14 protein-coding genes are annotated in these 24080 nt (G+C 65.9%); 1 reads left to right on the top strand and 13 read right to left on the bottom strand.

What is annotated here, in order from left to right; genetic code table 11:
- Positions 1-9 precede the first annotated feature (9 nt).
- From recD to CLU90_RS02215, 5 genes are all read right to left on the bottom strand, one after another.
- Positions 10-1983 (bottom strand): exodeoxyribonuclease V subunit alpha, encoded by a 1974-nt coding sequence (gene recD / locus CLU90_RS02235; protein ID WP_232731045.1) that lies wholly within the window; start codon positions 1981-1983, stop codon positions 10-12.
- On the bottom strand, positions 1973-5632 hold the full coding sequence (recB, locus tag CLU90_RS02230; protein WP_100427075.1) for an exodeoxyribonuclease V subunit beta: 3660 nt from the start codon (positions 5630-5632) through the stop codon (positions 1973-1975). Before recB ends, recD begins: the two co-directional genes overlap by 11 nt.
- A complete protein-coding gene (recC, locus tag CLU90_RS02225; RefSeq protein ID WP_100427074.1) occupies positions 5629-9048 on the bottom strand; it encodes an exodeoxyribonuclease V subunit gamma in 3420 nt (1139 codons plus the stop codon). The genes recB and recC overlap by 4 nt, the downstream gene beginning before the upstream one ends.
- Positions 9049-9123: 75 nt before the next feature.
- A complete protein-coding gene (locus CLU90_RS02220) occupies positions 9124-12144 on the bottom strand; it encodes a CHASE domain-containing protein (RefSeq protein WP_100427073.1) in 3021 nt (1006 codons plus the stop codon).
- A gap of 141 nt (positions 12145-12285) precedes the next feature.
- Entirely contained in the window at positions 12286-13176 is an 891-nt protein-coding gene (locus CLU90_RS02215) for a LysR family transcriptional regulator (protein WP_092719625.1), read from the bottom strand.
- A 108-nt stretch (positions 13177-13284) separates the two neighbouring features.
- On the opposite strand from CLU90_RS02215, the gene CLU90_RS02210 reads away from it, so the two are divergent.
- Positions 13285-14277, top strand: coding sequence for a cyclase family protein (locus CLU90_RS02210; protein WP_100427072.1), 993 nt, complete (start codon positions 13285-13287; stop codon positions 14275-14277).
- Positions 14278-14279: 2 nt separating this feature from the next.
- Here CLU90_RS02210 and cobA read toward each other — a convergent pair whose 3' ends face one another.
- The 8 genes from cobA to CLU90_RS02170 form a co-directional block, all read right to left on the bottom strand.
- Positions 14280-15050: a uroporphyrinogen-III C-methyltransferase gene (gene cobA / locus CLU90_RS02205; protein WP_100427071.1), complete on the bottom strand. Its 771-nt coding sequence runs from the start codon at positions 15048-15050 to the stop codon at positions 14280-14282.
- Between the two features lie 14 nt (positions 15051-15064).
- Positions 15065-16255, bottom strand: coding sequence for a CmpA/NrtA family ABC transporter substrate-binding protein (locus tag CLU90_RS02200; RefSeq protein WP_100427070.1), 1191 nt, complete (start codon positions 16253-16255; stop codon positions 15065-15067).
- Positions 16256-16355: 100 nt separating this feature from the next.
- A complete protein-coding gene (locus CLU90_RS02195; RefSeq protein WP_092719636.1) occupies positions 16356-16994 on the bottom strand; it encodes an ANTAR domain-containing response regulator in 639 nt (212 codons plus the stop codon).
- Positions 16995-17068: 74 nt separating this feature from the next.
- Positions 17069-18568 carry a CoA-acylating methylmalonate-semialdehyde dehydrogenase gene (locus CLU90_RS02190; RefSeq protein WP_100427069.1) on the bottom strand — a complete coding sequence of 500 codons (1500 nt, stop codon included), beginning with the start codon at positions 18566-18568 and terminating at the stop codon, positions 17069-17071.
- Positions 18569-18581: 13 nt separating this feature from the next.
- The gene (iolB, locus tag CLU90_RS02185; protein WP_100427068.1) at positions 18582-19379 is read right to left on the bottom strand and encodes a 5-deoxy-glucuronate isomerase; all 798 of its coding nucleotides are present in this window, start codon (positions 19377-19379) and stop codon (positions 18582-18584) included.
- Positions 19376-20290 (bottom strand): myo-inosose-2 dehydratase, encoded by a 915-nt coding sequence (iolE, locus tag CLU90_RS02180; protein ID WP_100427067.1) that lies wholly within the window; start codon positions 20288-20290, stop codon positions 19376-19378. The genes iolB and iolE overlap by 4 nt, the downstream gene beginning before the upstream one ends.
- A gap of 1 nt (position 20291) precedes the next feature.
- Positions 20292-22133 carry a 3D-(3,5/4)-trihydroxycyclohexane-1,2-dione acylhydrolase (decyclizing) gene (gene iolD / locus CLU90_RS02175; protein WP_100427066.1) on the bottom strand — a complete coding sequence of 614 codons (1842 nt, stop codon included), beginning with the start codon at positions 22131-22133 and terminating at the stop codon, positions 20292-20294.
- Complete coding sequence (locus CLU90_RS02170) at positions 22130-24076, bottom strand: bifunctional 5-dehydro-2-deoxygluconokinase/5-dehydro-2-deoxyphosphogluconate aldolase (protein WP_100427065.1); 1947 nt, start codon at positions 24074-24076, stop codon at positions 22130-22132. The genes iolD and CLU90_RS02170 overlap by 4 nt, the downstream gene beginning before the upstream one ends.
- Positions 24077-24080 lie beyond the last annotated feature (4 nt).

Here is a 24080-nt window from a genome sequence, read left to right as displayed (position 1 = left end):
CTAACCCTGTCAGCCGATCAACCCTCTCAAGCCGCTTGCCCGCTGCGTGCGGCGCAGAATCGCGTCGAACAGCACGGCCTGCGTGGGCGAGACGAGGGTAAAGAAGTCGCGCGCGCGCGTGATGCCCGTGTAGACCAGTTCGCGCGCCAGCATGGCGCCGCCTTCCTGCGGCAGCACCAGCACCGTGTGACGGAATTCCGAACCCTGCGATTTATGCACGGTCATGGCGAACGCCGTTTCCACGTGGCGCAGGCGCGTGGCCAGCACGCTGCGCACGTTTTCCCCTTCCAGGAAATACACGCGCAATGATCCCGGCCGCGCCGGGTCGCGCAGGGTCAGTCCGATGTCGCCATTGAACACGCCCGTACCGTAATCGTTACGCGTGACCATCACGGGACGGCCCACATACCACTCGCTGCGGCGTATCAGCCCCTCTTTTTCCAGCCGCAGCTCGATGGCCGTGTTCAAGCCGGCCACGCCCCACTCGCCTTCGCGCACGGCGCACAGGATGCGGAATGCTTCAAACGCATGCAGCACGGCGCGCACCCAGTCGTCATGCTGCGCGTACGCGGCCTCGCCGGCATTGACCAGCGCCAGGTAGGGCTGGTAGCCGCCCGGTGCCTCCGCGCGGCCGCGCAAGGCCAGGCGCAGCACGTCTTCCTGCTGCGCGGGCACGCTCCATGCCAGCTGACCGCCGCTGTCGCCGGCGAAACAGGCCTTGGCAAGATCGGGCCTGCCGCCATTCACGGCCAAGGCCAGCTCGCCGATCGGACCGCTGAAACGGTGGCTGTGGCGCAGCATCACCGTCTGCTGCGCCAGCGCGCCGGCCGTCCCCGCAAAGGCGGGCGGAATGGCCACGCCGCTGGCCGCCTGCGCATACGCGATGGTGGCGTCCGTGTAGCCACCCGCCTGCGCGTCATGGCACAAGTCGCCCAGCACGGCGCCCGCCTCCACGGACGCCAATTGGTCCTTGTCGCCGAGCAGGATCAATATCGCCTTGGGCGGCAAGGCGTCGAGTACGGAGGCCATCATTTCCAGGTGCACCATCGACGCTTCATCGACGATCAGCACGTCGACGTCGAGCGGATTGCCCGCATGGTGGGCAAAGGCGCGCGTATCGGGCCGCGCACCCAGCAAGCTATGCAGGGTGCGCGCCGCGCCCATGCGCCGCGCCAGTTCCAGCAGGGGCAACGCATCGCCCGCCTTGGCCGCCAAGCCTTCCAGTGCCTTGTCGATCGACTGTTTCAGCCGCGCGGCCGCCTTGCCGGTCGGCGCGGCCAGCGCGATGCGCAGCTGCTCCGGTTGTGGCGAGACGGCAAACAGCAAGGTGAGCAAACTGGCCACCGTGTACGTCTTGCCCGTGCCGGGGCCGCCGGTGATGATGGCCACCTTGCCGCGCAGGGCGATGGCGCACGCCACTTTTTGCCAGTCCGGGCCACCGTCCTTGGACGGCTGGTCGAACAGGATATCGAGCCATAGCCGCACCTGCGGCAGCGGCGGATTCGTCAAATCCTGCGCGCGCGCGGCGATTTTTTCGCCCACCAGGGTTTCGTCGCGCCAGTAGCGGCGCAAATACAGGCGGTCGCCATCGAGCACCAGCGGCTGGCGCACGTCGGCCGCGCCCACCGTCCACACCTGCGGCGCGCCGGCCAGCAGCGCGCGCCAGCCAGCGACGCTGCCCGGCAGCGGACCGGAAACGGCCAGCACGCCATGCCACAGCTCCTCGCTCCAGCCCAGCAACTGCGACGGTTCGCTGGCCAGGTCTGCCAGCATCAGGCAGCTGTGCCCCCGCCCTTCCAGCTCGGACAGCACGACGCAGGCCACGGCCAAGGCGGACGCATTCGGCGCGCCCTCGTCCAGCGTGGCGATGAAGCGTGCAAAGGCGGCGCTCAGGCGGCGCAGATGGCCCCCCTCGGCGAGGCCGTCGACATGGCTGAACAAGGCATCCATCTGCAGGGTATCCAACTGCGCGTCATGCTGCATGGTGTTCCGTTTCTTCTAACAGTTGATCGAGGCCGTCCAGCAGTTCCAGTTGCGGCGCCAGCCAGTAGCAGCCATGCGTGTCCGCATTCGCTATGCCGCGCAGGAACAGGAAGATGGCGCCGCCCAGGTGCTCGGCCGGGTCGTAGGCATCGCCAAGACGGCTTTTCAGCAGCCGGTGCAGGGCCAGCATGTAGATGGCGCCCTGGATGTCGTAGCGGTGCTGCGCCATGCCGGCCGCCAGCGCCTGCGTGTGGTAGGCCGCGTCGTTGGCGCCCAGCGCGTTCGACTTGTAGTCGAGCACCCAGTAGCGGCCATCCCGTTCGATGACCAGGTCGGCAAAGCCTTTCAGCATGCCGTGCAGCTGGCGCCGCGGCAGCACGGGACGCGGCGCGCCATCGAGCAGCAAGCGCGTGCACAGTTTATCGAGCGCCTCGGTGGACAAATGCTCGCTGGGGAACCAGAACTCCATCTCGGACAGGGTGCTGTCCAGCTGCGACAGCGAGGCATCGAGCAGCGGCAGCGGCGTGATGGCGATTTCCCGCAGCCAGGCGATGGCGTCGTCCTGGCGGTGGCCCCAGCCGGCCCGCTCGCAGCGCGCGGCCAGGCGGGTGTCGAAGTTGTCATCGTGGACGCTGTCAAACCCTTCGCCGCCCATCCACTCAAGCTGCTCGTGCAGGAAATTGCCGGGCACGGAGCCGCGCGGGAAGCGGTGCCACGGCGCGTCGCCCATATGCGTCGGCGCGACCACGGCCACCGCCGTGCCATCTTCCAGCAGGGTTTCTTCCAGCGCCCGCTGCGGCACGTGCGCAGCCGTCACGGCGCCGATCTGGCGCGTCAGCGACGTAAAGCTGCCCACCGACCAGTCGCGCTCGAATTCACCCGCGAACACGGGCGCGGGCCGCAACTCGGGCCGCCGCTCCACCCGGTCCAGCACCGTGCAGGCGTCGGCCTGCCCCAAGGTGCTGACATAGATGGCGTCGCAGCTGCCCGCCACCTGCTGCCAGCGCAGCAGCAGCTGGTCGAACGGCAGCTTGTCGCCGCCCGTCAGCAGATAGCCGAGCGCCGATTCGTGCAAGGTGTTCTCGCCCGCCTTGCGCGCGGCCTGGGCGGCCACGCCCAGCCACAAAAAGTGGCGCGCCCGCGTCAGCGCCACGTACAGCAGGCGCAAGTCTTCCTCGATGCGCGCCTCTTCCACCGCCGCCATGGCCTCGTCGGACAAGGACAGGTCGAGGCGGCGTTCGCCATCGTCGTTCGCATAGTCGAAGAAGCTGCGGTTGCGCTTGTCCACCTTGCGTGCCGTGACGGCGAACGGCAGATACACGAGCGGATATTCGAGCCCCTTGGATTTGTGCACGGTGATCACCTTCACCAGTTCCGCATCGCTTTCCAGGCGCAGCACGCGCTCGTCGCCGTTTTCGCCTTCGCCGGCGATCTGCTCGGCCAGCCAGCGTATCAGCGCCTGCTCGCCATCGAGCTGGCGACTGGCCGATTGCAGCAGTTCGGCCAGGTGCAGCAGATTCGTCAACCGCCGTTCACCGCCCGTCTGCTGCAGCAGCATGGCCGGCAGCTGCAATTCGTGGATGAAGCGGCGCAGCATGGCCAGCACGCCCTGGCGCTGCCAGATCAAATGCAGGGCCTTCAGTTGTTCGACCCGGCGTTCCCATTCCAGTTCATCGCTCGACAGGCGCGCCAGCTCGCCCAGCGACAGGCCGATGGTGCGCGTGGCAAAGGCGGCCCGCGCCAGTCCCCCGTCGAGCGGGTTGGCCAGCGCCGCCAGCCAGCGCAGCACGTCTTGCGCTTCCTCGCTGTCGATGACGGAATCCTTGTCGGACAGGTAGACGCTGGCGACCCGGCGGCGCGCCAGCGCGCGGCGGATGGCGGCCGCCTCCTTGCGGTCGCGCACGAGGATGGCGACGTCGGCCGGCTGCAGGCGCGCAAACCCGTCGGGGCCCGTAAAACCGGCTTGCGCATCGCCCAGCATGGCGACGATGTGTTCGGCGCAGTGCTGCGCGAAATACTCGCGGTAGCTGTCGCCGCGCAGCGCTTCATCGCTGGCGCAGGCAGCCAGCAGTGCCGGCAGCGGACCGCCGGCGTTCACCAGGTGTTCGGCGCGGCCCTTGGCGTCGACGGCCTCGAAGGGTAGCGGATTCTCGCCGTTTTTGCGGTAGCGGAAGGCGCCCGCCGGCACCTCGTCGCGCTCGGCGTGCAGGAACAGCTGGTTGACGGCCGCCACCAGCGGCGCCGTCGAGCGGTAGTTGGTGCCCAACTGGTAGTGGCGTCCCGTTGTCGCACGCCGTGCCGCCAGGTAGCTCTGGATGTCGGCGCCGCGAAAGCCGTAGATCGACTGTTTCGGGTCGCCGATCAGGAACAGACCCAGGGCCGGATCGTTGTCGGCAATGCGGTACAGAGAATTGAAGATCTGGTACTGGCTTGGCGCCGTATCCTGGAATTCATCGACCATGGCCAATGGATACTGGTCGATGATGCGCTGGCGCAGGGCCGCGCCATTCTCGCCGGCCAGCGCGTCGTGCAATCGCTGCAGCATGTCGGCAAAACCGAACTGGCGCGACTGGCGTTTCAACTGATCCATGCGCCGGGCGATGGCCGCCGCCGCATGCAGGTGCAGCTTGTGCGCCAGCGGCGTGAGGGCCGCCAGGGAGATCCCCAGCGCCTCCGTATGCTCGAAGCACTCGGGCACCTGCGCCGTGAAACTCTTGGCAAACGCATCCTCGATGCCGAACGGCGTTAATCTCTCCCACGCCTTGGCCGTGATGGCCGGCAGCAGCAACAGGGGATCTTGCGCCCATTTACGCAAGCCGTCGAACCACTTCGCCAGGTTTTCCGGCTTCATCTTGACGCCGTTAAAACATTTTGGATTGGCCGCGCGATGGTCGTTGATCCACATCGCCATCTGGTCGACGCGCTCGACCCAGCCCGCCTTCAGGGTGGCCAACTGGGCGGCCAGCGCCCGCTGTTCGCGTGCGATCAGCATGGATAACGGTTCCTCGTCCGCCATGCGCATGATGTCCGCGCGGCGCGCCAGCTCGCGCGCGCCCTTCTTCAGCGCGCCGACGTCGGGCCAGCAGGCCAGCAGCACGTCGAGCGCCTGCGGCGGCAAGGGATAGACTTGCTGGCGCCAGTAATCGTGGGCCGCATCCTCGAACAGGGCTTGCTCGTCGCTGACCAGTTCCTCGTCGAACAGGCTGCCGCTGTCGAACGCATGCTCGCGCAGCATGCGCTGGCACCATGCGTCGATGGTGAAGATGGCCGCTTCATCCATCGTCTCGGCGGCCAGCATCAGCCGGTGCGCGGCCTTTTGCCGTTCGCTCTCGTCGGGATAGGATTCGAGCAAGGCGTCGAGAAACGGGTCGCTGCCACCGGACTCATGGCGGAAATAGGCGGCCGCCTCGATCAGGCGCTCGCGCACGCGGTTCGACAATTCGCGCGTGGCGGCGCGGGTAAACGTCATCACGAGGATGTCGGCCGGCAGCAGCGGACGTGTAAAGCGGCTGTCGTCGTCGCCATGCCCCAGCACGAGGCGCACGTACAGCGCGGCGATGGTCCAGGTCTTGCCCGTGCCGGCCGACGCTTCGATCAGGCGCGAGCCGTGCAGCGGGAACGCCAGGGGGTTGAGCAAATGGCTCGTCATGCTTCTTCTCCCGCGCCATCATCGGGCGCGCTGATAGGGTCGATCGTGATGTGCTGTTGCAGCCAGTCGGCCAGCGGGCCATACAGCTCGCGGGTGCAGTCTTCCCACGCTTCTTCCAGCGCCAGCGCGGAAAACTCGGGCCACAGGCGCGCCAGGCACAGTTCCTCGCGTTCGCCCGACATATCGAAGCCACCGTCATACACGGCGCGCGGGTCGCCCTGCTGCACCAGCGCCAGGCCCGTCTTGCAGGCCGTGGGCAGCGGATGGTTCATGCCTTCGCGCCACAGCGCCAGCAAGGTAGCCAGCGCGTCGCGCGAAGCGGCGGGATCGAGCGGCGCCATGCAGACGATGGCGTCGCGCGCCACCAGGTAGCCGGTGACGGGAAAGCCGAGGGCGGCGGCGGCCAGCTGGCGCAGCCACATCAGCATCAGCTTGTCGCCGCGCGCCAGGCCGCCCTTGTCCGTCACCTTCGAGGAAATCTGCATCAGCCAGGCCGTGTCCTGCCCGTTGCTGCACAATTTGTCGAGCCAGTCGTCGATCTGCACTTCGCCAAACGGCAAGTTGATGGCGCGCTTGTCGGCCGCGTAAGGGAAGGAGGCCCGCAAGGACAGCCATGCGCTACGCACGGGCACGAGCGCCTCGACCAGCTGCGCCTGCACTTGCCGGCCGATCAGGCCGATCGGCAGCACGCCCTCGCGCGCCAGCCGCTGCGCGCGCGCTTCCAGGCTGGCGCGCACGTCGCCGATGTCCTCCACGGCACCGCCGTCATCGAGCATGGTGTCTTCCAGCAGATAGCGTTCGAGCGCATTCAGGCCGAACGGTTCTTCATCCTCGCCCAGCATGGCCGCATCGGCGAAATGCACGCTCAGGCGGCGGCGGAAGAAGTATTTGACGGGCTGGCGCAAAAAGCTGGCCAGCTCGCCCAGTTTCAAACGCGTGCCGGGATCGAGTTCGTAGGGACCCAGCGCCAGTTCCTCGGCCTGCACCAGCGCATCCGCATGCGCGACGCGCCATTCGCGGGCGTACGTCAGCAAGCCATCGGCCTCGAAATAGCGGCGGCTGAAGGGCTGCAGCGCGTGCTCGGTCGTCAGGCTTGCCAAATGCCGGTCCAGCGACCAGCCGGCGGCCAGGTAGTCGCGCAGCTGCGACACGAGCACGGACGGCGGCTGCTCGGAATTGTCGCGCACATTGCGCCCCACCCAGCTCACGTATAGTTTGTCGCGCGCGGCCAGCAAGGCTTCGAGCATCAGGTAGCGGTCATCGTCGCGGCGCGAGCGGTCGCCCGGACGCGCCATGCCGGGCAGCGCCAGCAAATCGAAATCGGCCTTTTGCGCGCGGCGCGGGAAGTCGCCATCGTTCATGCCCAGCAGGCACACGACGCGGAACGGCACGGCGCGCATCGGCATCAGGGTGCAGAAGGTGACGCCGCCGGAGACGAATTGATGGTTCAGGGTCGGCTCGTCGAGCGCGCCCAGCCACGCCACGCGCAGCACGGACAGCGGCACGGACTCGACAAAGCCCGCGTGCTCGCACGTTTCCAGCCAGCCCTGCAAGGCGCCTTCCAGCTGCGCCAGGGTCAATCGGTCGCCCTCGTCGTCGGCGTCAAAGAAGGCGGCCAGCAGCGCGCGCGCCTGCACGCCCCACTCGGCTGGCGTGCGCGTGCCGGCCAGCACGGTGCGCCAGTGCAGCAGCGCCTCGACCAGCTGCGCCAGCGAGCCCGCCAGCGCCGCATCGAGACCCCCCACTTCCGCATACGGTTCGATGCCGCCAAAGCTGGCGCCACTGCCGCTGGCATAGCCGAGCAGCATGCGCCGCACGCCGAAGATCCACGCATTCTGTTCGCCGGCCGCACCGAGCCCCAGGCCGGCGCGGTGTTGCTGGTCCAGGCCCCAGCGCACGCCCGCCCCTTCGATCCAGGCACCGAGGGTGGCCAGGTCGTCCGGCTGCAAGCCAAAGCGGGCGGCCAGCGCCGGCACGTCGAGCAGGTCGCGCACCTCGCTCTGGCGGCAGCGCTGCTGCGGCAGCTGCAGCAGCCACTCGAGCGCGACGAGCAGCGGGTTGACGCTGCGGTCCTTCACGTCGCCGATCTCGAACGGGATGAAACGCTCGTCGTTGCGCCGGTACTGGCCGAAGACGGCGTGGATGGCGGCCGTGAAGGTGTCGATATCGGGCACCATCACCACCACGTCGCGCGGACGCAAGCCCGTTTCGGCGCTGTGCGCAAACATGGCCAGCAGCTGGTCGTGCAGCACTTCCACTTCGCGCTGCACGCTGTGCGCCACGTGAAATTCGATCGAGCGATCGGCCGCATCGGGCGGTACCTGTTCATGCTCGGCCAGCGGACGCAGTTCGCGGATGGCCACCTGCACCTGCTGCAGCAGGGTTTCGCCCGTTTCCTCGCCGAACAGGTCGATGCGCAGGCTGTCGTCGCGCCCTTCCGCTTGCGCGTGTTCGTCGAATTCGTCGAGCATGCGGATAAAATCGCGCCCTTGCCTGCCCCAGCTGGCCAGCAGCGGGTGGCTGTGCGCATGCAGCGCTTCGAGCGGAATCTGCGCCAGGTCGGTGCCGTTGCGCTGGCGCTGGCGCTTGTTTTCCGCGCGCAGCAAGTCGCGCCCATCGATGATGTCGCCCCAGTAGAACTGGCAGGGATTGGGCACGGCCAGCACCACCTGCGTGTGGCGCGCCAGCGCGGCCAGCGCCTGCAAGGTCTGGTACGGCAAGGCCGACACGCCAAACAGCACGACCCGGCGCGGCAGCTTGCCAATCGGCGCATTGCCGGCGGCAATCGCCGCCAGGAAGGCCTCGTGGATGTCGGCGCGGCCCGTGTCGCGCTCGGAAACCTCGACATCCAGACCCACGGCGCGCCACAACTGCGCCTGCCAGCGCTGGTCGTCCTTCAAAACGATGGATTCACCGCGCGCCGTGCGCAACTGGTCGCGCCCCGCCGCCCAGTCGGCCAGCCAGTCGGCGCGGTAGACCTGGTATTGATCGAACAGGTCGGCCAGGCGCTCGGCCAGCTGCAGCCGGCGTTCGCAATCGCCATCGGCCAGGAAGTAGCGCAGCGGCGCAAACACGGGGTCGGCCAGCAGCGAGGGCAAAAGACGCATCAAACGCCACGTCAGCGGGGACTTGTCGAACGGCGACACGCGCGGGACTCTGTCACGCCCCAGCATGCCCCGGTAGCTTTCCCACAGCAGGCGCGCCGGCAGCGCGATGCGCGTGGCGGCGCACACTTTCATTTCCTCGGCCAGGGCGATCTTCAGCCATTCGGCCACGCCGTTCGACTGCACCAGGAAGATATCCGTTTCCAGCGGCGCCAGCGGATGCTGGCGCAGCCACTGGAAGACGGCGGCGCGCAGCTGTTCCAGCTGGTTGCCGTGCAGGATGAGGAGGCCGGGCGTGACGGGTGTATGCATGCTGATCCGATGAGTTGCCGCGCCTGCGGCCAGGTGGCCGCAGACGTCAAACGCCTATTATCGCCGCTGCGTGCGTCAGGGGGCGTCGCTGGAAGCAAATTCCATGGAAATTTGTTCCGCCACCTGCGCCAGCGCCGGCCCCAGGGCCGTCAGCAAGGCGCGCGCCTGCTGCATGTCGCCGCCCAGACGCAAGCCTTCGATCGACGTGCACAGGCTGGCAAAGGCATGCGCACCCACGGCCAGCGCCGACGATTTGCTGCGGTGGCCCAGGTCGGCCAGGCGCCCCAGGTCTTCCAGCGCCATGGCCTGCTCCATTTCGGCGATGCCGTCGCGCGCCGTGTCGAGAAACAGCTGGGTGTACTTGCGCATCTTCCCGACGTCATTGCTGAACGTGAGCGCCAGGGTGGCAAGGTCGAGGATGGCCGTGTCACGCAGCTCCGACGGCGTTTTCGGCGCCGCCAGCCCGTCGCCCGCGCGCGCATGGCCGATGCCGCCAATACCACCGCGCAGGCGGAACCATTTCGCCAGCAGGTGAAACAGCAGATTCGGGGCGATCGGCTTGGTCACGAATTCATCCATGCCGGCCGCCAGGCAGCGGGCGCGGTCTTCGCTGCCCGCATTGGCCGTCATGGCGATCACCAGCAGGCCGGCAAGCCGCGGGTCGGCGCGGATGCGGCGCGTCGTCTCGAAGCCGTCCATCTCCGGCATCTGCACGTCCATCAGCACGCAGTCGTAGCGCTGGCGGGCCAGCAATTCCAGCGCTTCGCGGCCATTGCCGGCGACACAGACGGTGGCGCCGGCGTCTTCCAGCAATTCGCAGCCCACTTGCTGGCTGAAGACGTTATCTTCCACCAGCAGGATGGACGCGCCGCGTATCACGCCCAATACTTCCGGCTCGACTTCGGCGATGCGCTCGTCGGACGCCTGCGCGCTTTTCTCCAGGTGCGCCGTGAACCAGAAGGTGCTGCCCAGTCCCGGCTGGCTGTAGACGCCCACCTTGCCGCCCATGAGCTCCACCAGCTGCTTGCTGATCACCAGCCCCAGGCCGCTGCCGCCATATTTGCGCGTGGTCGATGGGTCGGCCTGGTGGAAGGAGCGGAACAGCTGCGCCACTTCTTCCTGCTTCATGCCGATGCCCCGGTCCTGCACTTCGAAGCGCAGCATGCTGTGACTGCCCCGTTCCTCGGACTGGCGCACGCGCACGAAGATGCTGCCATTGTCGGAAAACTTGATGGCGTTGCTGGTCAGGTTCAGCAGGACCTGCTCCAGGCGCAGCGGGTCGCCGCGCCAGCGCTGCGACAACTCGGGCGCGATATCGAACTGCAGCGCCAGGCCCTTGACGGCCGCCGCGTCGCCCAGCTGGCTGGCGACGTTCGCCAGCAGGTTGTCGAGACGGAAGTCCAGCACCTCCAGTTCCAGCTTGCCCGCCTCGATCTTGGAAAAGTCGAGGATGTCGTTGATCAGCCCCAGCAAATGCTGGCCCGAATGGTAGATTTTTTGCAGGTAGTCGCGCTGGCGCGCGTCGGCCACGGATTTCAGGGCCAGGTGCGCCATGCCGATGATGCTGTTCATCGGCGTGCGGATTTCATGGCTCATGTTCGACAGGAAGTCGCTCTTGGCCTGGCTGGCCGCGTCGGCCTGCTCTTTCAGGCGGTGCAGCTCCGTCACGTCGGTGGACAGGCCGATCAAGCCCGTGACGGGACCGGGCAAGCCCAGCGGCACCTTCACGCTCCACAGGTGATGCACCTGGCCCTGCGCATCGACGAAGCGCTCCTCGCCGACGAACTTGGCGCCGCTGTCGAAGACCTGGCGCTCCGTGCGCTGCGCGGCAGCGGCCGCATCGCCGAGCATCAACTCGCCGTCCTGGCGGCCGATCAGCTGCTCCGCCGGACGGCCCAGTATCTTCGCCGTGCGCGCATTCACGTAGCGGTAGCGCAGGTCGGCATCCTTCATGTAGACGTAGGCGTCGACGCTGTCGAGCACCGTATCGAGCAGGGTGCGCTGCGCCACGGCGTTGCGGCGCGACCGGTACAGGGTAAAGATGTAGCCATAAATGAGCAGGGTGCCGGCCAGGCCGACGACCAGCGCCAGCCACGGAAAATAGCGGTCGAAGGGGCTGTACAGTTCAGCCTTGCGCACGCGGAAATGGGCTTTCCACAGGCCGCCCTGGTAGGCGACGGGCAGCACCTGGTCGAAATAGTCGGCATCGCTGCCCGGTTGCGGTGGTGGCGCCGACAGGTCGCCGTCATCGTTGAACAGCAAACGGTCCTGCGGCGTGATGGCCAGGGCCCCGCTGGCCGGCAAAGGGCCGGCCGCGCTGTACAGGGTCAGGTGCAGCGGTTCCAGGGCGCTGCGTTCGAGCGCGCTGTGCACCAGCTGCGCCACGCCGAAGCCGATGCCGACGGAGCCCTGGTAGGCGGCGCGGCGCTCGGCCACGCTGCCCTGCGGCATGTCGTTGCGGTACACGGGCAGGCGCATGCCCAGGCCCACGTGCGCGGGCGGCCCCTTGATCATGATCACCTGCCCCGACGCGCTCACTTCGCCGCTGTCGCGTGCCTGCGCCAGCGACTGCGCCACCAGCGGGTTGGCGGCAATATCGACGCCCATGCGTTCGGCCAGCAGGGAATCGGGTTCCAGGTAAGTGAGCACCGTGTATTCCGGCCGTTCGCCTGCAGGCCGGATGGTGAAGGCGGGATAGCCGCGCGGCGCCAGGCTGGTATCTTTGCGCACGGCCTCGATGAAAGCGGCGCGCTGCGCCGCCGGGACGGCCGCCGCGTAGTTGACCGATTCGATGGCAGGGAACTGGCGCACGATATCGAGGCCGGCCACGTAATCGTGGAACTGGCGGCGCGTCAGATGCTCGCTGGTGCGAAACAGGGCTTCGAGTCCTCGCAGCAGGTCGGAATAGCTTTTGACGCGCGTGATCAGGCTATGCTGGGCGCCATGCGTGAGATTGTCGAAACGCTGTTCGGCATCGTCGTTGACCGTGCGCGCCGCACCCGCATACAAGGCGCCGCCCACCGCCAGGGCCAGCAACAGGCCACCCGCCCAGATCCTGATGCCTGATCCCGCCCCGCCCTTGCTCAAAGTGTGCATTGTCGATCGCTTATTCCGGTTTCCTCGAATGGGCGGCGCTGCGGCCGCCCAGCAAGTACGAGGATACTATCAAAGCCCCTGCCCGACGCGCTTGTGGAAGAAAAAAAGCGCGTACGATGGTTGCACCGGAAAACAACACGCTTACGCCGCCTGCAGCGCGCCGGCCAGGAAGTCGCAAAAGGCGCGCACCTTTTCCTGCACATGGCGTCCATCGGGCATCAAGGCATACACGCCGCGCCTGGCCATGCCGTGCGACGGCAGCACGCGCACCAGGGCGCCGCTGGCCAGCAGCGGTGCGGCGACGAACGACGGCAGCGCGCCCACGCCTACCCCCGCCACCAGCATGTCGGCCAGCAGCAGGCTGCTGTCGGCGGAAAAGCGCACGGGCAAGATGATGCTGCTGTTCCCTTCCGGGCCGGCCAGCTGCCAGACGCCGGGGCTGTCGGCCAGCCGGTAGGCCAGGCAGTCGTGAGCGTGCAAGTCCTGCGCCTGCCGGGGCGTGCCGCGCCGCGCCAGATAGGCGGGCGACGCGCAAATCATCTGCTCGACATCGCCAAGGCGGCGCGCCACCAGGGAAGAATCGGCCAGCGCGGCGCGGATGCGCAGCGACACGTCATAGCCTTCACCCACCACGTCGCGCAGGCGGTCATCCAGGGTCATCTCGATCCTGACGTCCGGATAGCGGGCCATGAAGTCCGGCAGCAGCGGCGACAACACCTTCAGGCCAAACGACAGCGGCGCATTCACGCGCAGCCGCCCCGCCACCTTGCCGGTGCAACCGCGCGTGGCCAGTTCCAGCGCGTCGATTTCATCGAGCAGGCGGCAGCATTCCGCATAGTAGGCCCGGCCGCCATCCGACAAGCTCATGCGCCGCGTCGTGCGTACCAGCAGCACCGTACCCAGATGCGCTTCCAGCTGGCGCACCTGCTTGCTGATGGCGGCCGCCGACTGATTCATATCGAGCGCCGCCTTGCTGAAGCTGTCGCGCTCGACGACCGTGCGAAACACGCGCATGTGCGCCAGGACATCCATGATTCTTTCCCCTCAGTTAAATATCTTATTAATTTATCGCTGATTATCATTGAAATTGAAAACAATATGATGGTGACTTCTTCATTCATGTCACGCAAGGAGTACCCCATGTTCACACCATCGATCACCCTGACCGCCCTGCTGCTGGCCCTGCTGGCCGGCACGGTGCAGGCCGCCCCGGCCGCCGCCCTGCCCGAAGTGGGCATCAGTCCTTGGGGGCCGAAAGACGAGATAGGCCGCCTGAACCTGATGACAGCGGCCTCACGCGCCGCCATCCTCGCGCGCATCGACGGCGGCAAGAGCTACGACCTGGCCGTCGATTTCTATGTCGGCATGCCCAGCTGGCAGGCGGCAGGCGACCCGCCCTACCAGATGTGGATGACGCACACGCCGAAGGGCAATGTGGTGGCCGACTCGATGCGCGTGGGCGAGTCCATGAACCGCCACGTCAGCTACACGGGTTCGGCCGTGTCGATGTATGCGCACATGGGCACGCATATCGACGCGCTCAACCATTTCGGCTTGAACGGCAAGATCTGGAATGGATTTACGGAAGAGCAATACCTGGGCGACCGGGGCTGGACCGTGACGGGCGCGGAAAAGCTGCCGCCCATCGTCGCGCGCGGCGTGCTGATCGACGTGGCCGTGGCCAAGGGACTATCGCAGCTGCCCGACAATTACCGGGTCACGCGGCAAGACTTGCGCGCGGCGCTGGCCAAACAGAAGGTGACGCTGGAAAAAGGCGACGTGGTGCTGATACGCACGGGCCGCATGCAGCATTATGAGCAGGCGCAAGCGTACATGGCCAATCCGCCCGGCCTGTCGCTGGACGCGGCGAAATTTCTCGTGGAAGACGGCGGCGCCATGGTGGTGGGCGCGGACAACCTCAGTTTCGAGGCGTTTCCCTCGGAAGTGGCGGGCAACTACCTCCCCGTGCACACGTATCTGCTGGCGCAGCAGGGCACGCCCATCCTGGAACTGGTCGACCTGGAAGCACTGTCGCGCGACAAGGTCTACCAGTTCGCCTTCATCGGCGCGTCATTGAAATTCCGTGGCGGCGACGCGGCGCCCATCCGTCCCGTGGCCCTGCCGATCCGCTGAGGTCAGACCGAGACAGCCTGCAATGTGCTTGCGCCATGGTCATCCCAGGCGTCGGCGCAACGCACCACGTCGCCCACGACGATGATGCTGGGACTGCCCAGGCCGCTGGCCAGCAAGTCGCCGGGCAACGTTTGCAAGGTGCTCAGCAACTGGCGCTGGGCGGCCAGGCTGGCCGATTGCACCACGGCCACGGGCGTGCCGGGCGCCATGCCGCCAGCCAGCAAGCCGGCCTGGATGGCCGCCACACGGGCCACGCCCATGTAGATGACGAGGGTGAGCTTGCTTTGCGCCAGGGCCGCCCAGTTCGGCTCGGACGCGGCATCCTTGCCGTGTCCCGTGACGAAGATGGCACCCTGGCTCCAGCCGCGGTGCGTGAGCGGCACGCCGATGCTGGTCGGCGCGGCCAGGCCGCTGCTGATGCCGGGTATCACCTCGACGGCCACGCCATGGCTGCGCAGGTAGGCCCGCTCTTCGCCGCCCCGTCCGAACAGATACGGGTCGCCCCCTTTCAGGCGCACCACGTGCAGGCCGGCGCGCGCCTCGGACAGCATCAGGCGCTCGATGAACGCTTGCGGCGTGGACGCGCAGCCGCCCCGCTTGCCTACTTCGACCACGCGCACGCCGTGTGCCGCATGCGCGAGGATGGCTGGATTGACGAGGTCGTCGATCAGCACCACGTCGGCCCGTGCGATGGCTTTCACGGCTTTCAAGGTCAGCAGGTCCGGGTCGCCGGGACCGGCGCCGACCAGGGTTACGCTACCACATTGCGTCATGATGCACTCTCCAATCAGAAAAAATGGCCGATGGCAAACGATGCCGCGTACGCTTCCGGCGCGCTGCCGTCCCACACGACGCCGTCGCACAGGGTCGAGCTGCGCATGGGGGATGGCGGCAAAGGTGTGGCCGTCATCTCCGCCGCCTGGCGGTACAGGTCGATGCGGTTGACTTGCCTTGCCACAGCCAGGTAATCGGGTTCGTCGCGCAGCAAGCCCCAGCGCCGGTGCTGGGTCATGAACCACATGCCGTCGGACAAGTACGGGAAATTGACGGCGCCATCGCCATAAAACTTCAAGCCATGCGCCTCGTCCCAGGTCTTGCCCAGGCCATCCTGGTAATGGCCGAGGATGCGCGGCGCCAGGGTTTCCTGCAGCGTATGCAGATAAGCGGGTTCGGCCAGGGTGGCCGCCATGGCCAGCCGGTTGGCATCGCTGGCGTCGATCCAGCGTCCCGCCTCGAGCACGGCGGCGATCAGGGCGCGGCAGCTGTTCGGATGCTGCTGCGCAAACGCGGCGCTGGTGCCCAGCACCTTGCCCGGATGGTCGGGCCAGATGGCGCCGCTGGTGGTGGCCGTCACGCCCACGCCATCGACGATGGCCTTGTAGCCCCAAGGTTCGCCGGCGCAAAAGCCATCCATCTGGCCCGCGCGCAAGGCGGCCACCATCTGCGACGGCGGCACCGTCATCACGCGCGCGTCGCGCAGCGGATCGATGCCATGCGCGGCCAGCCAGTATTGCAGCAGCATCGCGTGGTTGCCCGTCGGGAAAGTATGCGCAAACGCAAATGGCCGCGCCGCGCCGCGCATGTGCCGCGCCAGCGATGGCCCATCGTGGGCGCCCTCGCGCGCCAGCGCCGCCGACAGGGTCACGGCCTGGCCGCTGTGATTGAGGTTCATCAGCACGGCCATGTCGTGCTGTTGCCCGCCGATACCCATCTGCACGCCATACACGAGACCGTACAACACGTGGGCCGCGTCGAGCTCGCCGCTATTCAATTTGTCGCGCACGCCGGCCCACGACATCTCCCGGCTCAGCTCGATCTTGATGCCGTATTTTTCGTCCAGGCCCAATTTTGAGGCCATCACCAACGAGGCGCAATCGGTCAGCGGCAGGTAGCCGATGCGTATCGTCTGTTTTTCCGGATGCAGGGACCGCATCACCTGGGCGCTGCTTGCCGATGGGCTACCCGCTTGCTCTGTCATACTGGATTCCTTTGCCTGACCTTGCTGGCAGCATTGCACCAATACAGTGCACTGCACCACGATATGTCATAAAACCACGTCATAAAATTGGCATACCCCGTCATCCCAGCAAATCTTCCACGTCGAGGATGCGCTGGGCGATGTCCGCCAGTTTGAGTTTCTTGTTCATGGCCATGCTGCGCAAACGCTGGTAAGCCTGCTCTTCCGTCAAGCCGTGATGCGTCATCAACAGGCCCTTTGCCCGCTCGATGACCTTGCGTTCCTGCAGCTTGTGCCGCGTGTCGAGCAATTCGGCGCGCAGTTTTTCTTCCTGCCGGAAGCGCGCCAGGGCCACATTGAGCACGGGTTCGATGCGCTCGGCTTGCAAGCCGGCCACGATGTACGCGGATACGCCGGCCGCCATGGCCGCGTCGATGCTGGCCTTGGCGCCGTCTTCGGTAAATAGCACGATGGGGCGGCGCTCGTCGCGCGTGGCGATGACGATGTGCTCGAGCACGTCGCGCGCGTCCGATTCGGCGTCGATGATGATGAGATCAGGCTGCAGTTGCGCGATGCGCTCGGGAAGGTAGAGGTCGGCTGGCAGCGAGGCGACGATGTCGAAGCCCGATTCCAGCAAGCCGATGCGCAAGGCATTGCCACGCTGCACCTGGGCAGCCAAGGCCGCATTCTCGTGCACGCCGTGCTCGACAATGGTGTTGACGACAACGATGCGCAAAGGCTGGGTACGGCTGGACGTCATGGGAGCGATCTGCAATGGCTAAACACAACCATTGCAGTAAGCAAGAAGCGAACCAGCCGGGTTTACAAGGTGCTTTACTTGAGTGTCGGCATGGCAAACTCGGCGCCGGCCGCCGTCGATGCAGGCCAGCGCTGGGTGACGGCCTTCTGTTTCGTATAAAAGCGTACGGATTCCGGGCCATGCGCATGGTGGTCGCCAAACAGGCTGCGCTTCCAGCCGCCGAAGCTGTGGAAGGCCATCGGCACGGGAATCGGCACGTTCACCCCGACCATGCCCACCTGCACCCGGTGCGTGTATTCGCGCGCCGTGTTGCCGTCGCGCGTGTAGATCGCCGTGCCGTTGCCATATTCGTGGGCATTGACGAGGTCCAGCGCCGTCGTAAAGTCCGGCACGCGCACGATGCACAGCACCGGGCCGAAGATTTCTTCTTTATAGATCGTCATCTCGGGCGTGACGTGGTCGAACAGGCTGCCGCCGAGGAAAAAGCCCTGTTCATGGCCGGGCAGCACGAAAGCGCGCCCGTCGCAGATGAGTTTCGCGCCCTCTTCCACCCCCTTGGCGATGTAGCCGGCGATCTTCTCCTTGTGCACTTGCGTCACCACCGGGCCCATTTCCGCTTGTACATCCATGCCTTGCGTGATTTTCAAGGCGGCGATGCGCGGCACCAGGGCTTCCACCAACTGGTCCGCCACATTGCCCACCGCCACGACGACGGAAATGGCCATGCAGCGCTCGCCGGCCGAGCCAAACGCGGCGCCCATCAGCGCGTCGACCGTCTGGGGAATGTCCGCGTCGGGCATGACGACCATATGGTTTTTCGCGCCACCGAGCGCTTGCACGCGCTTGCCCTGCGCGCAGCCGGTCGCGTAGATGTATTCGGCGATCGGCGTGGAACCGACAAAGCTGACGGCGCGCACGTCCGGGTGGTGTAATAAACCGTCGACGGCTTCCTTGTCTCCCTGCAGCACGTTGAAGACGCCGTCCGGCAAGCCCGCGTCCGTCAGCAATTGGGCCAGCAGCAGGCTGGCCGACGGGTCGCGCTCCGACGGTTTCAAGACAAAGGTATTGCCGCAGGCAATGGCCATCGGGAACATCCACATCGGCACCATCACGGGAAAGTTGAACGGCGTGATGCCGACACAGACACCGAGCGCCTGGCGGATCGACCAGGCGTCGATGCCGCCGGCCACTTGCTCCGAATATTCTCCCTTCATCATCTGCGGGATGCCGCAGGCGAACTCCACCACTTCGATGCCACGCGTCACTTCCCCCTTGGCATCCGTAAACACTTTGCCGTGCTCCGCCGTGATCAGGGCGGCCAGTTGATCCGAGTGTTCTTCCAGCAATTCCTTGAACTTGAACATGACGCGCGCGCGGCGCAGCGGTGACGTTTGCGACCAGGCGGGAAAGGCCGCGTGGGCGGCCGCCACGGCCGCGTTCAGCTCGGAAGGCGTCGCCAGCGCCACCTTCGCCGTCACGGCGCCCGTGGCGGGATTGAAGACGTCGCTCGTGCGCTCGGCGCGCGAAGCCATGGGTTTGCCACCAATAAAGTGGCCGATCTGTTGCGTTGTCATTGCTTGTCCTTGGTTATTTCGTCATCAGCCAGTCATGGGCCGGGTCATTTTTAAAGTGCCACACGCGTTTCGGGCCGGCCATCACGTTCAGGTAATAGCCATCGTAGCCATACGGCACGGTCACGGGGTGGTACCCCCTGGGCACCATCACCACGTCGTGGTTTTCCACGGCCATGGCTTCGTCGATACTGCGGTCGTCCGTATAGACTCGTTGGTAGGCAAAGCCCTGTTCCGGGTTGAGGCGGTGGTAATAGGTTTCCTCGAGCGAGCTTTCCAGCGGCACATTGTCGCTGTCGTGCTTGTGCGGCGGATAGCTCGACGAGTGGCCGGACGGCGTGACCACCTCGACCACCAGCAAGCCATCGGCTTCTTCCGTCTGCGGCAGGATGTCGCACACATAGCGCGTATTGGCGCCCTTGCCGCGCACGGAACGCGTCATGGTGGCGGGGTCGATCAGGCGCGCTGGATGGCGGGTCGTGGCGGGCGCGCTGCACAGGGCCACCTCGGCATTGCTCACTGCCGTGATGTTGACCGTGGTTGCTATCGGGACATACACGGCGTACGGCGAACGGTCTTCAAACACGCTGGCGCGTCCGCCGATGGCTTCCCAGGTTTGATCGCCCGCCCGCACCGTGACCGTACCCGTCAGCACGACGATGCACAGTTCGCGCTTGCCCGTGTCCAGCTGCAAGGACTCGCCCGCTGGAAGACGGTGCGCGGCAAACCCGACATGGGTCCAGCCGGCCGATTCCGGTGTCACCTCGACGATGGTCTGGCCTTGGCCTGCTTTCACCAGCAGCGGGCTGCTCATGCCGCCTCCCGACCCAGGCGCGGAATCGCCTCGACGAGCTTGGCCAGGTAATCGTGGCCCATCTTCGCGTATTCATAGCTGGGCGCGACGGCCGGGTCTTGCTCCGCCTCCACCACCAGCCAGCCCGCATAACCGTGCAGATACAGGCGCGTGAAGATGGCGGGAAAGTCGATGCTGCCGTCGCCCGGCACGCTGAAAGCGCCATTGATCACGGCCTGCAGGAAACTCCAATGGCCATTGCGCGCCAGTTTCACGACGTTGGGCCGCACGTCCTTGCAATGCACGTGACAAATCCTGTCGATGTGTTTGTTGAGCACCGCCAGCGCATCGCCGCCCGCAAACGTGATGTGGCCCGTGTCGAACAGCAAGCCGACCTCGGGGCCCGTCAAGGCCATCAGTTGGTCCACGTCGGCCGGCGTTTCCACGTAGGCGCCCATGTGGTGGTGGTAGGCCAGGCGTACGCCGTGGTCGAGCAAGTGTTTCGCAAACGCCGTCAATTTGTCCGCGTAATCCTGCCATTGCCGCTGCGACTGGAAACGCGGGCGTTTATACAGGGGGCGCGCTTCGCCCTGAATGGCGTCGGCCACTTCGCCGTAGACCATGACGGTGGCGCCGCTGTCGGCCAGCAGCCGTAAATGCGACGCTACGGAAGCGATCTCTTCTTCGGCCGAGCGGTGCGCCAGCCGCCCCGAGTACCAGCCGGAAACACAGGCGAGATGGTATTTGCCCAGCACGGCGTTCAGGGATGGCGCATCCTTGGGAAACTTGTTGCCCAGTTCAAAACCCACGTAGCCGATCTCGGCGCCCTCTTTCAATGCCGTTTCCAGCGGCGTCTCGCCGCCCAGGCTCGGCAAATCGTCGTTCATCCACGAGATCGGGTTGATGCCGATCTTCACATTCCATGTATTCATCTCAATTCCTTTGTTTCAGGCGGTCAAGTTCATAACGGGTGCGCGCAAGCTGCACGGCTGGCTGGGTGGACACTTCCGGTACGGCCACTTCCCACCAGCAACCGCCCTCCTCCGTCGTGCGCGTGTCGTCCGTATCGATGCAGATCAGATACGTGCGGGGCGCGGCGCGGGCGCGCAGCATGGCCTGTTCCAGCTCGGTGATATTGGCCACGTGTTCGGACAGCGCGCCCAGCGATTGCGCATGCAGGGCGAAGTCGATACGGGGTGCGCTGTCGGGCAACATATTGTTGAACGAAGGATTGCCGCAGGCCTGCTGCAGGCGGTTGATGCAGCCATAGCCCCGGTTGTCGAGCACGACGATGATGAGTTTTTTATCGAGCATGACGGAGGTGGCGATTTCCGAATTCATCATCAGATAGCTGCCGTCGCCCACCATGACGATGACTTCGCGCTCAGGCTTGGCCATCTTGACGCCGAGGCCGCCGGCGATCTCGTAACCCATGCACGAGTAGCCGTATTCCATGTGGTAGCCACCTGGCGTGCTGGTGCGCCAGAGTTTATGCAGTTCGGCCGGCAAGGTGCCCGCCGCGCAGACGACGATATCGTTGCGCGTCGAATCCGGTGACGAGCGCTGCACGGCGCCGATGACTTCGCCGTCGTACGGCAAGCCGGCCACCTCGCGTTTGCCGGTGATGCTTTTGACTGTCTCGCGCCACGCGTTCCCTGCCTGCTGCGCCCGGTCCAGCCACTGGCCCGCGCTGTTCCAGCTGCCCAGCAGCCGCGACAGGCCTTGCAAGCCCAGTGTCGCGTCCGCCTGCACACCGAGGCCGCGGCGTTTCAGGGCATCAACACCGTTGACGTTCAGGCTGACGAGTTGCGCCTGGGCAAACAGGGAGTTCGACCCGGTCGTGAAATCCTGCAGGCGCGTGCCGATGGCCAGCACCACGTCCGCGTCCGCCGCCAGGGCGTTCGCGGCAGGCGAGCCCGTCACGCCGATGGCGCCCAGCTGCAGCGGATGGTCCCATGGCAGAGAACTTTTGCCGGCCTGGGTTTCGGCCACGGGAATGCCATGGCGTTCGGCAAACGCCTGCAAGGCGGCGCTGGCCTGGCCATACAACACGCCGCCACCGGCGACGATCAGCGGCTGTTTCGCGTGTTTCAACAACGCCGCCGCTTCGTCCAGTTCCTGCTCGACCGGCGGCATGGCACGGAAACGCACGGTGCGCGGTTCAAAGAAATCCACGGGATAGTCATGCGCCATCGTCTGCACGTCTTGCGGTAAAGACAAAGTCACGGGACCGCAAGCGGCCGGGTCCGTCAAGGCGGCAATGGCACGCGGCAAGGCGGTGAGTAGCTGTTCCGGATAGACGATGCGGTCGAAATAGCGTGACAGCGGCTTGAATGCATCGTTGACGGAAACGCTGCCGTCAGACGGGTCTTCCAGCTGCTGCAAGACCGGGTCCGGCGCGCGCGAGACGAAGACGTCGCCAGGCAGCAAGAGCACGGGCAAACGGTTCACATGCGCCAGCGCGGCGGCCGTCAGCAAGTTGGTGGCGCCCGGGCCGATGGAACTGGTCACGGCCATCATGCGCCGGCGCATGTGGGCTTTCGCGTAAGCAATGGCGGCGTGCGCCATCGCCTGTTCATTGTGGGCGCGGTAGGTGGGAAACACTTCCTTGTACTGGTACAGCGCCTCGCCCAGGCCCGCCACGTTGCCGTGGCCAAAGATGGCAAAGGCGCCGCCGAACAGCGACTGGCCATCGTCCGTACGCAGCGCGGCCAGGTAGCGTACCAGTGCCTGCGCCATGGTCAAGCGTACGGTTTTGTGTGGGATGGCGCTCATGCCGCACGCTCCAGACGGTTGCGCGTGCGCTGCCACAGGCCAATGAGCTGCTCGAAGTTGGCGCGCACGGCGGCGATCAGGCCGGCATCGTCGAGTTCGCCGGCCAGCCAGCGGCGGCTTGGTTCCTGGAAGATGGTGCGGCCCACCATGAAACCCTTGCACGTGGTGCTGGCACTGGCTTGCTCGAAACTGGCGGCCAGGGCGGCGATCGGCGCGTTCAAGCCCAGCAACACGACGCCGCGGCAATACGGATCGCGCTCGTGCACGAGGGCATCGATGGCTTGCCATTGCTGGGCTGACATGCTTTCCAGCTTCCACCATTCCGGGTAAATGCCCAGGTTGTACAAACGTTTCACGGCACGCAAGACCGTATCGTCACCGTGCGGCAACGCTTCCGACGGTATGACTTCGAGCAACAGTTCGTGACCGCTCACTTGCGCCGCGTCGTACAGGGCCTTGATTTGCGCTTCCTGTTCCAGCCGGTTTTCCACGGCGTCGTCCGGATGCAGCTGCACCAGGCACTTGATCACGTGTTCCTTCGGCCAGCTGAGCAGGTGCGAGCCGATGGAACGGCCCCAGTCAAATTGCAGCGGATTCGATCCCGGCAATTCCACGGGACGGCCTATCCACCAGCCGCGTCCCGTCGCATCATTGAGCGCATCGACGCCATAGCGGCCATCGATCAGCACGCCCGTCTTGCCGGCCAGCTGCAAGGCCGTTTCCGTCTGTGCCACGGCTTGCACCATCAATTGTTTCAAGGCCGCAATGGCGGACTCGGGCGCACCCGTCTGTTGCGCCAGCTCAAAAAATTGCGTGCGATGGTCAAAGGCAAATACGCACAGCTCGTTCCACTCCTTGCGCGCGACCGTCGTGCGGTGCAGGCGCGACAAGGTGGCGTCCTGGTCCGGCTGCGTCAGCTTGGCGGCATTGGCGAGGAAGTAATCGAGCTCGACGGGCGACGGCATGGCCGGCGCGCAGCCATGGCGCGACACGACGAGGGCGCCGCAGCCATTCGCATAGCGGCAGCACGCTTCGTAATCCTCGCCGCGCAGCCAGCCTTTCAAAAAGCCCGACAGAAACGCGTCGCCCGCACCCAGCACGTTCAACACTTCCACACGCACGCCACGGTAGTTATATGCGTCATCGAGGCTGTGCGGCACCACATTGTCGATGACGGCGCTACCCAGCGGGCCGCGCTTGACGACCAGGGTGGCCAGGGTGGCGGCCCGCACGGCGCGCAAACTGGCCATGATGTCCGCGCCGCCGCCGGCGATCATGAATTCCTCTTCCGTGCCGACGATCAAATCAAAATGAGGCAGGATGCCTTGCAAGTGTGCGGTCACGCCTTCGTTCAAAACGAAACGCGTTTCGCCATCGGCCTTGCCCGACAAACCCCACAGCACGGGCCGGTAGTCGATGTCGAGCACGGTGCGCACCTTGTTGGCGCGGGCCAATGTGAGTGCCTGCGTGCTGACGGCGTGCATGGCCGCCGTGGAGAAATGCGTGCCGGTGATCAGCAGCGCCTTGCTCGACGCAATGAAGGCCGCATCCACCGACGCGGCGTCGATGGCCATGTCGGCGCAATTTTCACGGTAGAAAATCAGGGGAAAGGTGTTCTTGTCCTTGATGCCCAGCATGACTAAGGCCGTCAGGCGGTCGCGGTCGATGCCCACGTGGCTGACGTCGCAGCCCTCTTTCGCCAGGGTGTCGGTGAGGAAACGGCCCATGTGGTCGTCGCCCACTTTCGACAGCATGGCCGACTTCAAGCCCAGCCGTGCCGTGCCGAAGGCGATGTTCGCCGACGAGCCGCCCAGGTATTTGGCGAAGCTCGTCGCGTCTTCCAGGGGGCTGCCGATCTGCTGCGCGTACAGGTCCACCGCCAGGCGGCCCAGGCAGATCACGTCGAGCGCGCGGCCCTGGGCAAATTGTGTGGAATTATTCATGGCT

Source organism: Janthinobacterium sp. 67 (genome assembly GCF_002797895.1).
GTDB lineage: Bacteria > Pseudomonadota > Gammaproteobacteria > Burkholderiales > Burkholderiaceae_D > Janthinobacterium.
This window is presented reverse-complemented; position numbering and strand designations above follow the sequence as displayed.